This is a genomic window from Pseudoalteromonas arabiensis (assembly GCF_001550155.1).
Lineage (GTDB): Bacteria > Pseudomonadota > Gammaproteobacteria > Enterobacterales > Alteromonadaceae > Pseudoalteromonas > Pseudoalteromonas arabiensis.
On the sequence record NZ_LRUF01000021.1, the window covers coordinates 49,479 to 64,722 of the forward strand.

The 15,244-nt window shown below is 40.1% G+C and carries 12 protein-coding genes; 8 read left to right on the forward strand and 4 right to left on the reverse strand.

Going from position 1 to position 15,244, the window contains the following annotated elements:
- Positions 1 to 84 precede the first annotated feature (84 nt).
- The 3 genes from PAARA_RS09885 (at position 85) to icd (ending at position 6,410) form a co-directional block, all read left to right on the forward strand.
- Positions 85 to 2,337 (forward strand): TonB-dependent receptor, encoded by a 2,253-nt coding sequence (locus tag PAARA_RS09885; RefSeq protein WP_062568876.1) that lies wholly within the window; start codon positions 85 to 87, stop codon positions 2,335 to 2,337.
- Positions 2,338 to 2,369: 32 nt separating this feature from the next.
- Positions 2,370 to 5,051, forward strand: coding sequence for a 7TM diverse intracellular signaling domain-containing protein (locus tag PAARA_RS09890; RefSeq protein WP_083515297.1), 2,682 nt, complete (start codon positions 2,370 to 2,372; stop codon positions 5,049 to 5,051).
- A gap of 93 nt (positions 5,052 to 5,144) precedes the next feature.
- Positions 5,145 to 6,410: an NADP-dependent isocitrate dehydrogenase gene (gene icd / locus PAARA_RS09895; RefSeq protein ID WP_062568878.1), complete on the forward strand. Its 1,266-nt coding sequence runs from the start codon at positions 5,145 to 5,147 to the stop codon at positions 6,408 to 6,410.
- A 5-nt stretch (positions 6,411 to 6,415) separates the two neighbouring features.
- Here icd and PAARA_RS09900 read toward each other — a convergent pair whose 3' ends face one another.
- Positions 6,416 to 6,859, reverse strand: coding sequence for a hypothetical protein (locus PAARA_RS09900; RefSeq protein ID WP_062568879.1), 444 nt, complete (start codon positions 6,857 to 6,859; stop codon positions 6,416 to 6,418).
- A gap of 111 nt (positions 6,860 to 6,970) precedes the next feature.
- A complete protein-coding gene (locus tag PAARA_RS09905; RefSeq protein WP_062568880.1) occupies positions 6,971 to 7,918 on the reverse strand; it encodes a LysR family transcriptional regulator in 948 nt (315 codons plus the stop codon).
- Between the two features lie 105 nt (positions 7,919 to 8,023).
- On the opposite strand from PAARA_RS09905, the gene aceK reads away from it, so the two are divergent.
- The 4 genes from aceK to PAARA_RS09925 all read left to right on the forward strand — a co-directional run bounded on the left by aceK (position 8,024) and on the right by PAARA_RS09925 (position 11,563).
- Positions 8,024 to 9,826 (forward strand): bifunctional isocitrate dehydrogenase kinase/phosphatase, encoded by a 1,803-nt coding sequence (aceK, locus tag PAARA_RS09910; RefSeq protein ID WP_062568881.1) that lies wholly within the window; start codon positions 8,024 to 8,026, stop codon positions 9,824 to 9,826.
- A gap of 62 nt (positions 9,827 to 9,888) precedes the next feature.
- Positions 9,889 to 10,284: a hypothetical protein gene (locus tag PAARA_RS09915; RefSeq protein ID WP_062568882.1), complete on the forward strand. Its 396-nt coding sequence runs from the start codon at positions 9,889 to 9,891 to the stop codon at positions 10,282 to 10,284.
- Between the two features lie 8 nt (positions 10,285 to 10,292).
- Positions 10,293 to 11,255: a zinc-binding dehydrogenase gene (locus PAARA_RS09920; protein WP_062568883.1), complete on the forward strand. Its 963-nt coding sequence runs from the start codon at positions 10,293 to 10,295 to the stop codon at positions 11,253 to 11,255.
- A 53-nt stretch (positions 11,256 to 11,308) separates the two neighbouring features.
- Entirely contained in the window at positions 11,309 to 11,563 is a 255-nt protein-coding gene (locus PAARA_RS09925; RefSeq protein ID WP_062568884.1) for a DUF2999 family protein, read from the forward strand.
- Positions 11,564 to 11,569: 6 nt separating this feature from the next.
- On the opposite strand, the gene PAARA_RS09930 is transcribed toward PAARA_RS09925, so the two are convergent.
- Positions 11,570 to 12,271 carry a PilZ domain-containing protein gene (locus tag PAARA_RS09930; RefSeq protein WP_062568885.1) on the reverse strand — a complete coding sequence of 234 codons (702 nt, stop codon included), beginning with the start codon at positions 12,269 to 12,271 and terminating at the stop codon, positions 11,570 to 11,572.
- 192 nt (positions 12,272 to 12,463) lie between these two features.
- Here PAARA_RS09930 and lepB point away from each other — a divergent pair, with 192 nt between their 5' ends.
- Positions 12,464 to 13,123: a signal peptidase I gene (lepB, locus tag PAARA_RS09935; protein ID WP_083515298.1), complete on the forward strand. Its 660-nt coding sequence runs from the start codon at positions 12,464 to 12,466 to the stop codon at positions 13,121 to 13,123.
- A 74-nt stretch (positions 13,124 to 13,197) separates the two neighbouring features.
- Here lepB and metG read toward each other — a convergent pair whose 3' ends face one another.
- Positions 13,198 to 15,222 (reverse strand): methionine--tRNA ligase, encoded by a 2,025-nt coding sequence (gene metG, locus PAARA_RS09940; protein WP_062569395.1) that lies wholly within the window; start codon positions 15,220 to 15,222, stop codon positions 13,198 to 13,200.
- Between the last annotated feature and the right edge of the window lie 22 nt (positions 15,223 to 15,244).

Sequence of the window (15,244 nt, forward strand, 5' to 3'; positions counted from 1 at the left end):
ATGCGACTTTAGTCTTTTATATGGTCTATACTTACGTTAATTACAAGAATTTAACAAGTTTCCCTCTTTTAAGGTCTGACCAATATGAAGCGTCACTATCTTATTGGCCCAACATTACTCGTATTATTGTTTGGTAATGGAGTAACTAGCGAAGTTGCTCATGGGTCTGAGACTGTAAAAGACATGGAAGTTATCAGTGTTTATGCGCAAAAGCGTCCTCAAGCAATTGAAGATGTGGGCGTTGCTGTCAGCCAAGTGAGTGGCCAAAAATTAAAGAATCAACATTTTAAAGATTCGACTGAAATCGCCTTATTTGCGCCCAATGTAAAAATAACTCAAAACGCTGCTGAGGGGACGCCACCGGCTGTAAGTATACGTGGGGTCGGTTTGCTTGATTATAATACGGCCAACACCTCACCTGTGGGTATGTATTTAGATGGCGTTGCAGTTGGCTCTGCCAATAACCAAATCATTAATTTATATGACATAGACCAGCTCGATATACTGCGAGGTCCACAAGGCACACTATTTGGACGTAACTCCACCGGTGGGGCAATTCTGATCCGTACTAATCGCCCAGAGTTTGATAGCTATGGCGCACTAACGCTTGGCATAGCCAATAATAATGCGACCAGTATTGATGGTATTTGGAATCAGCAAGTCAGTGATACAAGTGCGCTACGCTTTGCTGTTAATTATCAAGATTATGACTATTCCACAGAAAACATTTTCAGTGATTCACCCGAAGCGGGAATGGAGCAAAAAAATGCCCGTGTGTCATTTTTAACGCAATGGGACAAGGTTGATGTGTACTTACAAGCACACATCGAAGATTGGGATGGAATTGTGCAACCTGTTGGTAATATTGGTATTGTAGCTAACCCACTCACTGGTGAATTATGTTCCCCTAGCGAAGCAGGCTCAACGCGTTGTTTTGATAGTTTTGGTTTTAATGATGGCAGTGACGACTTCTTTACTGTGAGTGTAAATAACGATTCACCACACAGCTCGGATGGTTATGGCTTTATTGGGGAAGTGAATTGGCATCTTAGTGAGCAAAGTACGTTTACTTCACTGTCAAGTTTTAACGATTTAGAACGCAGCCATGCATTTAACTGTGATGGCTCCCCAGCTCGTTTATGCGAAGGGGTGTTAGGTTTAGATACTCAGCTATTTAGCCAAGAGTTTAGGCTACTAAATGAATTTGAAAACTACACGCTCACCAGTGGTGTCTATTTTGCTGATGAAAAAATAAAACAGGACAACCTTAACGATATTCTACGCGATCTGCGCGGCATTTTACCTAGCAACTTAACGGCAACGTTTATCTACGACAACGAAATTAGTATGCAAAACCTTGCGCTTTTTAGCCAGATAGAAGTACCGTTTGCTACACGCTGGATAATAAGTGCAGGACTGAGGTACGATTACGAATCACTCGATTATCACTCCATAGCAACCTTAAATACTGTGATAGACCCTACCAATCTAGAGGGAGTTAATGTGCCTTTTTATGAGGTTGTAGACTCTCAATCTGATAACGGTGTAACAGGGCAACTTACCATTAACTATGCGCTCAGCGATGCAACTAATATGTATTATCGGTTTGCCAATGGGAGTAAAAGTGGTGGCTATAATGGCGGGTTTTTATCGTCAGAAGAACAAGCTATTTTAGCTAATTATGGCAAAGAGCGACTGAATGCGCATGAAGTGGGTTTAAAATCATGGTGGCCGAAGCAGAACTTGAGAATGAACTGGGCTGGTTTTTATTATGATTACAATGATCAGCAAGTATTTATGAATCAGCCGTCAGAAACACCGCAAATGCCACCCGTACAATTGCTTGAAAATGTCGGTAACTCAATTATTTATGGTCTTGAAAGCGAAGTTTATTACCAGCCATACAATGATTTAGCCTTGGTTTTAACGGTAGGCTATATTCCGCATGCTGAATTTGAAGAGTATGTTGATCCACTCGGAAACAGTATTACTGATAACCGCTTGCCTTTTACATCTAAATGGAATGTTGCCGCAAGCCTGCAATATGATACTTATATAGCCAACAACCCACTTACGGCTTCTCTAAGTTACGATTATCAGTCTGATTTTTACTTTGATCAGAATATGAATCCTTATGCGCACCAAGAAGGTTTTAGTATCGTAAATGCCAACGTGAAATATGGTGTCGATAATTGGTCATTTATCTTGTGGGGGAAAAACCTATTTGATACTGAGCATAGCCAACTGAAGTTCGATTTAAGCTCGTTCTTGGGCATGTTAGAAGATTTCAAAGGTGAGGGGCGTCGTTATGGTTTCGATGTTGCCTATCATTTTTAATCGAGTTGTTCTTGCTTAATTGAGATAGATGAATGAGATTTAAGTTCTATGTAGGCAGTCTGCTTTTTCTTCTTAGCATGATGTTTTCGGCCAATGCTGCGCAAACTTATGTTTATACAGATGACTCAGCTGAGCAGAATTTACATGATGTTGGGCAAGTACTCATGGCAAAGGATAATATGTTTCCTCAGTCAGCGGCTAACATTAACCAGTGGCAGGCAAGTAAAACACCTCAATCTCGCATTAGTTCGGTGGGCGGGAGTTATTGGCTGATCGTTAAGATAGATAACCAAAGTAATAGAGAAGATTTGGTGCTCTATCCTTACAATACGCTTGTATCGAAAATTGAAAGTCGTGTCTATGACCTAACAGATCCTAGCAAACCTGTTCAGCACTATCTTACAGGAGGTGTCGAGAGAAACCAGTTTGCATTCCATTATGGTAATCGGCTAACCCTAGAAAAGGGAAAGCAGTATGTATTGATTACTTACTTTGAAAGTGATTATTTTTATACGCCTGCAAAACTTGTGTTAACGCCGTACCAGAGTTATTTTGATACTATCACTGTAGAGAATATGGTGATGATGCTGTGCTTTGGAGTTGGCATTGCGCTTGGTTTATATAATTTGTTAATTTACCTTGTTTCCAGAGATGTCACTCACCTTTATTATGCGCTCTTTACTGCTTCATGGGTGTTCGCGTGGAGTCATTTTTTTCATATATCTGACCAATTATTTGGCTATTACAATCCTCATTTGCATTGGCTCGGTTTCGCACTAACGCCACTCACAAATATATTATTTTATAATAACCTACTGAAATTAAAAGAGACTTTTCCAAAGCTTGCACAGCTGTCAATGACTGTGGGTGTTATTGCGACACTCGGTATTCCTTTTTGTATTTTATGGCCAAGTTTTGGTTTCTACTGGTCTACGGTGGTCACGGGTATTGCACTGTGTTTGGGTTTATACATTGGTGTGCGCTGTATGCTTAAAGGGTTTAAACCCGCGCGTTACTTTGTGTTGGCTTACCTTGCGATGATGCTACCAAATATGGTTGGTAATTTAACTAACCTTGGCTTGTTGCCAGCGACAACGGTTAACTTATATTTGCTCGGTCTAATCGGCACGGCGATGGATGCTATGTTACTGGCTTTTGCTGTTGCTGATAAATTTAGGCTACTGCACGATGATAATGTTGAACTGACCAAAAACTTAGAAGAAAAAGTACATTCTCGAACATTAGAGCTTGAACAACTTGCTGATGAATTACGCGATGCTAACCAAGCGAAAAGCCGTTTTCTTGCTAATATTAGCCACGAAATTCGTACGCCCATGACCTCTATTATTGGTTATGCCGACGGCATAATGCTCGGTGATATAAAACCCCATGAACGTAACCATGGTATTGGGGTTATTTTACAAAATAGTCGGCATGTGCTTGGTTTAATTAATGATATTTTAGATATGTCAAAAATTGAGGCTAACAAACTTGAGATTGAACTGATAGAAACGGACTTATTTGCCACAATTGCCAATATTGAATCCCTTATAGGTAAACAAATTCGTGATAAAGGCCTTAAATTTAGTGTTGATTATCAATTTCCCTTACCTGATTACATTGTCACTGATCCAAGCCGGTTAAGACAGATCTTGTTAAACCTAACAACTAATGCGCTCAAATTTACGCAAGTGGGGCGTATTACGCTGTCGGTAAGTTGTGATAACGATATTCTTACAATCAGTGTTAAAGACACAGGTATTGGTATGACTGATGCAGAGCAAGAATCACTATTTAGTGCGTTTTACCAAGCTGACTCGTCTATCTCACGTCAGTATGGTGGAACAGGGCTGGGTTTAAATATTTCGAAAAGTTTAGCAGCAAAACTCGATGGCGACATTAGTGTTAAGAGCCATGTTGGTTCAGGCAGTGAATTTATATTGTCGATGGCAGTCTACAAAACAGAAAAAACACGTTGGTTAAATAATATTAGTGAAGTCAGACTGGTAGAGACATCGCCATTTTGTAAATTAGATGAACCAGAAAATTTAAAAGGTCATGTACTTCTCGCTGAAGATCATCCAGATAATAGGCGTTTAATTGCACGAATTCTAGAGCGGATGGGTTTGACAGTAACCACGGTAGAAAATGGTAAAGATGCTGTCCAACAAACCTTAGAAAATACCTTCGATTTAATTTTATTGGATATACAAATGCCGATAATGGACGGTCAAGAAGCATTAAAAATGATGCAAGCAACAGGGGTGACAGCACCTATTATTGCACTGACTGCGAATACGATGAAACATGAAATTGAGCGTTATATGAAGCAAGGTTTTGTCGATTTAATCGCAAAGCCGATAGATCGAAATGCTTTTAGCCATCAAATTTCCAGCTATTTGGACTGCGACGAATTAAGCGATATCAAATTACCAGATAAAGAGTTTCAAGTTTTAAAAGATGATTATATAAAAGGGCTTGAAGATCAGTATCGAGAAATGCGTGAGCAGTACAAAGTTATGGATATTGATGGCTTGAGTAAAAATGTTCACATGCTAAAAGGCGCTGCTAATATGTTTGAATGTGAGCAACTATATGTGAAAGCCGTGGCGGTGGATACGGCACTTAAAAATGACACGGTGACTTTAGATGCGCAGCTCTTTACCTCTTTGTTTTGCGCCATGCAAGATGAAATCACTAAAGTGAATTATTAATGCCTTGAATAGTGACTATTCGCGCACAGGCGCAGACAGTGAGGTAAATCGTTGCTATTAATAGCTTTAAATAATAATCAATAAGAAGCGAATATGTCGTATCAACACATTTCCATCCCCGAGCAGGGAGAGCAAATCACGATTGACTCATCTGGCGTATGGCATATCCCTTCACATCCTATCGTTGCTTACATAGAAGGTGATGGAGTCGGGCAGGATATTACCCCTGTGATGCGCAGTGTTGTCGATTCTGCGGTGTACCATGCTTATCACGATGAAAAGAAAATTCATTGGATGGAAGTATTTAATGGTGAAAAAGCGGCTGTACTGTATGATGGTGATTGGTTTCCCCAAGAAACCTTGCACGCCGTTAGACAATACAAAATAGCGATTAAAGGCCCTTTAACAACACCCCTTGGAGGAGGTTTTCGCTCTTTGAATGTGGCCCTTCGCCATGAAATGGATTTGTTCGTTAATATGCGGCCAATTCGCAGCTATTCACGCCTTCCTTCGCCCTTAAAAGAGCCTGAGAAAACCAACATAACAGTCATCCGTGATAGTTCTGAAGATGTGTATTCGGGAATTGAATGGCAGGCAGGAAGCGTTGATAACGAACGCATGCTTGATTTTTTGTGTCAAGAAATGGGAGTAACCCGACTGAGGTTTGACACACAGTGTGGCATTGGTATCAAGAATAGTTCAAAAGACGGGGCTGAGCGTTTGATGCGTTATGCTGTTAATTATGCACTTCAACAAAAAAGCGACTCACTGACGGTGGTGCACAAAGGTAATGTGCTTAAATTTACCGATGGTGCCTTTAAACGATGGGCGTTTGCCCTTGCAGAGCAAGAATTTAATGCGCTTCCTCACGAAAATGGTCGTTGGTTAGTTATCAAACGCGACGGCTTAAGTGATTTAACTATTAAAGAAGTGATTGCTGATAATATGTTGCAACAAGCCCTACTGACCCCAGAGCAATTTGATGTGGTTGTTACAACGAATCAAAACGGCGATTACTTAGCAGATATGTTAACAGCGCAAGTAGGTGGAGTTGGCATTATGCCTGCGGCAAATTTAAACAATGACGTGGCATTTTTTGAACCTACTCATGGCACATTTAATCGTATTGCTGGCGAGAATACTGCAAACCCAACAAGTAGCATTTTAAGTGCAGTGATGATGCTACGGTTTATGAAATGGCATGAAGCGGCAGATAAAATAGAGCTGGCATTAGAGTCAACTTTGGCTGCGAATGAAATGACTTTTGATTTGGCGACTCATTCGGCCGGTGCGACGATGCTTAGTTGCAGTGACTTTGCAAAAAGCATCATCGCTCGAATAAGGAATTCAAATAAATAAACATATTAAGCTGCATTGGCGCTTTTAACTGCGTAGACACAAGGCTTTCCTGTGAGTTCAGCTGCACGTTGATAAATACGCTCAGCACCTGGCTCATTGCATGTTATGCCTGTTAGTGTATCCATTAAAGCAACAACTAAAATAGCAGGCACTTGGCAGCAATATTCGTCAAGAACCGCCGTCGTTGTTTGTGCATCAACATGGCAATGTGGATGTGTACGCACTGTGCTATACGCTGTTAATAATGTGTCTGCTTGTAAAACATCATCTTCTTGATGTTTAGTTTTACGGCATTGACAACCAAACTCATCAACCATAGTAGCAAGTGTTTGATAAATATCTTCACAAGCGAGGTCACTTTTTTTACAAAGCTGCTGCTCGATGAATGCGTGTAATTGACCATTAATGTAAAGGCCGTCCTGTTGAGTGAATTGCGCTGAAGTTTCCATAATTATCTTCTCTTTGTTTATGTGCTTAACTTCACTCTAGCGCCTCAATCATTATTTATGAAATTGTTGTTTTCAATAACTGATATTGATTTTATCAATATTGCGGTGGTTTTACCGATCTGCCACTGTGCTTGCAAAAGCAATAAGTTCTCTGCGCAGCCATTGATGTGGGTTTGAATGATGCAGTAGCGGGCTCCACAGCATTTTCACTTCAATTGGTACGATTTGAAATGGCACAGGGCTTATGACTAAATCAGTATGCTTTACTAATAACATGGCTTGTCGGCGAGGCAGGGTTGCGATGAGGTTTTTTGATTGGCACAGTAAACTTGCAACCATGTAATGGCGGGTAAACACACGAATATTGCGAGTTTGTTCTAATTGCCATAACGCTTCATCAACCCAACCTAACTTTTGACTGCCAGATTTATTTGTTAGCGCCGTTTCTGCACCCCAGCCTGCACGGTTTACCCATATATGCTCTTGTTTTAGGTAGCTCTCAAGTGACTGTGTGAGTAAATAAGGGTTGTCGGGATGGCTTAAGCAGCAATAATTATCACGCCAAACACTGGCCTGATGAAAAGAGCGAGGAAGGCCGTTGAAGCGGTTAATCGCCAAATCGATCGTACCTTTTTCCATGTCTTGTAGGGTTACGTCACTGGGGCTCAAAATATCAAAATTAAGACCAGGATTTTTTTCTAGCTGCTGTGTGATAAATGGCGCAATAAGTGTTGATTCAAGGTAGTCGTTTGCCATGATCCGAAAAGTAACACTAGCCGTGCTAGGGTCGAATAGTTCACTTGGCTGAGTAATTTCTTCTGCCATTTTTAACAGCGATTCTATTTCAGGCTTAAGACTTAAGGCTTTCGCTGTAGGAGTCATTGCGCCCGCGGCTCTTACTAATAGTGGGTCATCAAATAAATCACGCAGTCGCTTCAGTGCGTTACTCATCGCCGGTTGTGTTAGGGCAAGTTTATTTGCAGCCTTAGACACACTTTGCTCGTCGATGAGCACATTTAGATACACTAAAAGGTTGAGGTCAACATGCCTAATATTCATCTGATCAATCTTATTTATTCTTGCTATTAATTATCTAAATTTAAGCGTGCTTGCTATGGTGTGTAAACAGCACCATTAAAATAATCAGTATAAGCGACATTAATAATGCCAAATGAAGTTATACAACAAAAAACGCAATCAGAGCAATTAACACAGGTTATAGCCACTAAGCTTGCACGTGCAGTCTTCGCAGGCTTTGAAGCTATGTTTGCGGAGTTTTTAAATATTACTTTAGGTGCACAAAGTCGTTTTGAGCAGTGCCAATGGCAGCAAGTTCAACAGATGATGAAGTTACGCTTACAAGTCTACGAAGGGCAAGTGAGTAAAGTTAGCAACGCTGTAAAAATCATTGCATATAGTGAAGTGGATGACCCTGCACTTTGGCTTTTAGCGAAACAGATTTATGGTGAGATGGTACAAAACCATGAAAATCAGCCTATTGCTCACACATTTTTTAATTCGACATTTGGCGCTATTTGGGACTCTCGAAAGATCCGTAATGTTCATTTATTTGTTTTAAAGGCACGTTATCGATTAGGGCCTAGACCATTTGATTCTTTAGTGAGTCGCATCTCACTCAAAGATGGTTTCGATGAGGCAGTCTCGTCATTAATTAAGCGCCATGTATTTCGGGTCGGTTATGCAAACTTTGACGATGATGTAGTGCTTTTGCAGCGCACACTGATTGCAGGTGCCAAACATCAATGCCCACAAGTATATCAATTACTTACACTTAACGATGGTTACATTGAGTATGCCAACTCCTTATTTTTTAGAAATAAAGCGTGCTACATAATAGGTCGATGCATTGCAAAAAATGGCGATAACATGCCATTTGCCATTGCATTATTAAATACAGAGCGAGGCCTCGAGATTGATGCTGTGATGATGGGAGCTGACCAACTGAGCTTACTTTTCGGTTTTGCACGCACTTATTTTATGGTGGATACGGACCAGCCAGCTCGTTACATTGATTACTTAAGTGTGTTAATGCCTCACAAGCAACGTTTTGAACTGTTCAATGCGATAGGATTTATTAAACATGCAAAAACAGAGTTCTATCGTTACAAAGTAGATACGACTCGCAGCAGTCCTAGTGATGATAAATATGTAATTGCCCCTGGTACACCGGGGATGGTGATGTTAGTGTTCACAACACCTTGCTCAGATTATGTTTACAAAGTAATAAAAGATAGGTTCAACGCACCAAAAACAGCCACTAAAAAGCAAGTCATGGCGAAATACGATTATGTAAAACAAGCAGATCGTGTGGGCCGCTTGGTTGATACACATGAATTTCGTTATCTTGCTTTTGACTTGAGCCGTTTTAGTGATGAGTTATTACAAACGATGCAGCAGCAAATCGGTGATAGTTTAGTCATATCTGGCAATGCACTCATCCTTCGTCATGTTTACGTAGAGCGCAAAATGACACCACTAAATTTGTATATTAAGCAATGCGATGAACGAAAGCTCGAACAGGTGATGAACGATTACGGAAAAGCAATTAAGGAGCTTGCCGGTGCGAATATCTTCCCAGGAGATATGTTAATGAAGAACTTTGGTGTGACGCGATGGGGGAGAGTGGTGTTTTATGATTATGACGAAATTTGCCCATTGACTGATTGCAACTTTAGAGAATTACCGCAAACAGATGATGCGTTAGACGAGCTCAATAGTGATAGTTATTTTGATATTGCTGATAACGACATTTTTCCTAGTCAATTCAATGTATTCTTTAGTGCTAATGAAGCCGCATTTGCGTTCTTTAATCATCACCACCATGATATTTTTACCGCAACCATGTGGCAAGATATTCAAAGGGCAATAAATAATGGTCAACTATTTGATGTATATCCTTATAAACAGTCTTGGCGTTTTTCACAGATGAGAAAATCTCAACCTTAAATCCTTAATTGGAACAAAGAACTAACGTAAGCTAAGCAGTTCATAAAACAAGGACAGAGATAATGAAAAAAATAACGCTTATTGCAAGTTTGCTACTTAGTATCAATGTGAATGCCAATCCATTACTTGGCAGCTGGCAGTTTATTGAAGGAAAGTATGCTGTTGAAGATGGTTATGTGACAGCGAAAGCCCCCGAATTGAGCTCGGTAAAATTAATCACTGACTCTCATTTTAGTTACATAACACAAAAAAATGGCCAGTTTCACTATGCTGGTGGTGGTGAATATATTCTTAAAGAGCAACAATTTATCGAAACATTTTCCTATGGTAATGTACCTTCATTATTAGGAAAAACGATGGCATTTGATTACAAAGTTGAAGACGATGTTTGGCACCATACTTTGTACGAAAATGGCAAATTGATTGAAGCCGAAACATGGCGACGCATTACAAAATAGGGGCTGCTATGCGCTACATTAAGCACGAAGATTCAAACTTACACTTTGCACACATCAACCCTCCAGAGATAAAACCACACGAGGTGTTAGTTAAGGTCGCCGCTATTGGGGTTAATCGTGCTGACTGCATGCAGCGACAGGGAAAGTATCCTGCCCCTGCAGGAGATAGCCCTATATTAGGACTTGAATGTGCAGGAGTGGTTGTTGAACAAGGTAGCAAAGTGACTAAAGATTGGCTAAATCAGCGGATTTTTACTTTGTGTGCAGGGGGGGCTTATAGCGAATATGTAGCGGTAGATGCGGCTCAAATAATGCCCTTAGCTGAGTCAATGACCATGGCACAAGGGGCTGCGATAAGTGAGGTCTATTTGACGGCTTATTCTGCCTTGTTTCAATTTGGTGGTCTTAAAGAAGGACACACTGCACTTATTCATGCAGGAGCCAGTGGGGTAGGCGGTGCAGCAATTCAAATGGCGAAAAGCATCGGTGCGAATGTCGTGGTGACAGCAGGAAGTGAAGAAAAGTGTCATCATGCAAAAGCAATGGGGGCTGATCATGCTATCAATTATAAAACAACCGATTTTGTCGAGTATATGAAAAACAATGAGCTCACAGCGAATACCATTGTTGATCCAGTCTCTGGTAGCTACTTAAACAAAAACGCCCATGTTGCAGCCATGGATTGCCAAATAGTTATGCTGGCATTTTTGGATAACCGCTTTGCAGAGGTTGATTTCGCTCGATTGCTTAGTAAACGAATTTCTTTTCATGCTTCTACGCTAAGGAATCGCAGCAATGAATTTAAGCGTACTTTGCGCGACCAGTTTATTTCACGTTTTTATGACACATTAGCTGCTGGTGGCTTTGATTATAATATTTATAAAACGCTCAATTGGGCACAGGCAAGTGAAGCGCATCGAATTTTGGATAACAACGAAAACGCAGGCAAAGTAGTGTTATTAGTTGAATAACACCAAAACGCCCATATAATTTCTTTACATTCAAAGTCTAAGTAAAGGTTAGTATGAACCCGATTATAGAAACTCTAAAAGAACATAATGTTAGTGACGAACAAGTGCATGCCTTATTCAGTGCTTTCTTAGAAAACCCAATGATGGCGATGGCGCAAATACAACAACTAGGTATCCCGCCAGAAAAACTGCAGCAGTTAATGGCTTTAGTAATGACACAGCCGAATCTAATTAAAGAGGCGGCTGAGTCACTCGGTATTAATGCTGAGCAAGTTGAGCAGGCTAAGCAACAGTTTAAAAATCAATAAATTAGTTTAATCTATATCAATTGCATAAGCTTCCAGTAGCTTGTGCAATTTATATTGCTCATCTTCGGCAAACTCAATACCAACATTTAATCGATCGCCTTTCATTTGATTGTTTCTAATGTATGCCCTAATAACTTGCGTAGAGCTATCTTGCGGCGAAAGGATATGTACAAAGACTTGGCGACGTTTTAGAGCTAAAAAGCCGGTTTTGACATGGATAGCAAAGCGACAACCTGTCGGCGAAATATCAATAATCAGCCCATGCAACAATGTTTTATCATCATCTGATGGGTTTTCGGTTACGCTAATTTTTGCAGGGATATGAGTTTGTAACCTGCTTGCTTCACGTAGTTGGCGACTTTCAATATTTTTTGGGTAAGCTAAATACATCAAACGTTCAGGGCGAACGGTTAATGCAATGATATTGGTTGTGAAAGCAACACACTCACCGCGTTGATCTTCAACGATGTAGCGCACAATAGCACCATTGCCTTCAACTAACACATCTTTGAAATCATTTTTACCAACTTGTGCAGGGCACTTCAAAATTAAGTACTTTCCGGTTTCATAGCCAACAAGTGTTAACTTAAATCGAATAGAAATAGGGTTACTAAACTGTAAATCAATTAGCTTGCCAGGCAAGAGGTCTAAGAAAAAGGGTGACTTGTTTGCTAACTGAGGTGCTGTTTTTTCTTTTGTAACATCCATTTACGGGTATTTTTTGATTATTATTTTCTTTAGTATCTGTTATTCGGAACATAAAATCACTACTACAAAATGGTGAAATTAATTTTTGACTTTAATACTTATTATTTTGTTACATTTTATACTGAACTTGCAGTTGGCCAGCGACGTCTTAATTGACGAATCAAATTTAAATTAACGGGTTCTAGGAGGAAGATGAGAAGATTATATAAACTTTGGAAAAATAACCGCTCGCTCATTATCTTTATTTGTTTAATGAGCGTATTCAGAAGTGCTGTGGCTGATTGGTATGAAGTACCTACTGCTTCAATGAACCCAACAATTGTTGAAGGTGATCGGATTCTAACAAATAAAATGGCTTATGATTTGCGGCTTCCTTTTACTCATACTTCCTTAATGAGAACAGCTGAACCTGAAGTGGGAGATATCATTGTTTTTGACTCTAAAGCAGCTAATAATCGTCTAATTAAGCGAGTAATTGGTTTACCGGGTGATACCGTCAGTATGATTAATAATGAGCTGATCATTAATGACCAAGCAATCAGCTACACAAAGTTAAAAGAGAATGATATTGAGCAAACTTTAATAGAGAACTTGCCTAGCGCGGCACATGTTATTCAGGTTTCAAAAACGCCTTCTTTGGTACAGCACTTTTCTAAAGTGACTATTCCTAAGGATATGTATTTAGTAATGGGCGATAATCGTGACAACAGTGCAGATTCCAGAGTAATAGGTTTTGTGCCTCGAGATGAGCTACTTGGTAAAGCGAATAAAGTCATCGTGTCACTTGATTATGATAATAATTATTTTCCACGCAAAGAACGTGTTTTAAAGGATTTGTACTCAGCTCCTTAATTTCAGCCAAAATTTTCAGACAAAATAAAACCGTTGTGTCTAAAAACACAACGGTTCTTTTAAGAGCGATAAGATTACATTACGCGCATGCCAGGCTCTGAGCCTTCGTCAGGGTTAAGAATATAAATTTCTTTACCGCCAGGGCCTGCTGCTAATACCATGCCCTCAGACATACCAAAACGCATCTTACGAGGCTTAAGGTTTGCTACCATTACCGTTAGCTTTCCTTCAATGTCTTCTGGTGCATACGCAGATTTAATACCTGCGAATACTTGGCGAGTTTCGCCACCTAAATCTAACGTCAGTTTTAATAACTTATCTGCGCCTTCAACGTGTTCTGCTTTGGCAATTTTCGCTACGCGTAAATCAACTTTCGCAAAGTCATCAAACTCAATCTCTGGACTAATTGGCTCTTTTGCCAATGGGCTGTTTGGGTCGATTTTATCTTTTTCAGCCACAAGGCTTTCTTTAGATTCTTCAATCATTTTGTTTACTTTATCCATTTCTACACGTTGCATTAACGGTTTGAATTTATTGATTGCGTGACCTTTAAGTGCCGTTTTAGCGCCTTGCCATGCTAAATCGTCATTTAAGAAGGTTTCAACATTAGCTGCCATGCCTGGCAGAACAGGTTTTAAGTAAGTGATAAGTACACGGAACATATTTAAACCAAGTGAGCACACATCATGCGCTTCTTGTTGTTTAGTTTCGTCTTTAATTAACACCCATGGAGCTTTAGCATCAATAAACTGGTTGGCTTTATCTGCAAGCGCCATAATCTCACGAATAGCACGGCTATATTCACGATTTTCGTAGTGATTAGCGATACTGTCTGCGGCATTTTGGAATTCACCTAGTAATGCTTCGTCCATAACTGTGTCGCTTAATTTTCCGTCAAACTTTTTAGTGATAAAGCTGGCACAACGGCTCGCGATATTAACAACTTTACCTACTAAATCTGAGTTTACACGCAGTGCGAAGTCTTCAAGGTTTAAATCAAGATCAGTAATGCCACCGTTAAGCTTTGCAGCATAGTAGTAACGTAAGTACTCTGGATCTAGGTTATCAAGGTAAGTGCGAGCTTTAACAAAAGTGCCTTTAGATTTTGACATCTTGGCGCCATTTACAGTCACAAAACCATGGGCGAAAACGTTTGTAGGTTTTCTAAATTTTGCGCCATCAAGCATTGCAGGCCAGAATAAGCTATGGAAATAAATGATGTCTTTGCCAATAAAGTGGTAAAGCTCAGCATCGGAATCTTCAGCCCAAAATGCATCAAAATCGATGCCTTTTTTATCACATAGATTTTTGAAACTCGCCATGTAACCGATTGGTGCATCTAACCAAACATAAAAGTACTTGCCAGGCGCACCCGGAATTTCAAAACCGAAGTAAGGCGCATCACGGCTAATGTCCCATTGTTGAAGGCCATCAGCAAACCATTCATCCAATTTATTGGCCATTTCTTGTTGGATAGAACCTGAATGCAACCATTCTTTTAACATGCCTTCAAATGCCGGTAGGTCAAAGAAGTAGTGTTCAGAGTCTTTTAATACAGGCTCTGCGCCCGACATCACTGAACGCGGATTAATAAGCTCAGTCGGACTATAGGTTGCGCCACATGCATCACAGCTGTCGCCATTTTGGTCTTCAGATTTACACGTAGGGCATGTGCCTGTTACAAATCGGTCAGGTAAGAAAATACCTTTCTCTTGGTCAAAAAGTTGCGAAATAGTGTGCTTTTTGATGTGACCAGCGTCATTTAAGCGGTTATAGATAAGTTCACTAAGCGCTTTATTCTCGTCACTGTGGGTACTGTGATAATTATCAAATTCGATATTAAAATCAGCAAAGTCGCGTTGACGTTCAATGCTGACATTTTTAACCATCTCTTCAGGCGTGATCCCTTGCTTCTGCGCATTAAGCATAATTGGAGTGCCGTGAGCATCGTCTGCACAAACATAGTAGGTCTCATGACCTTGTTGCTTCTGAAAACGTGCCCAAATATCAGTTTGTATATATTCTAATAAATGACCTAAGTGAGTCGGGCCATTGGCATAAGGTAATGCGCTAGTTATGAGGATCTTTCGCTGTGCCATAATCATTCCGAATTGAGGATAA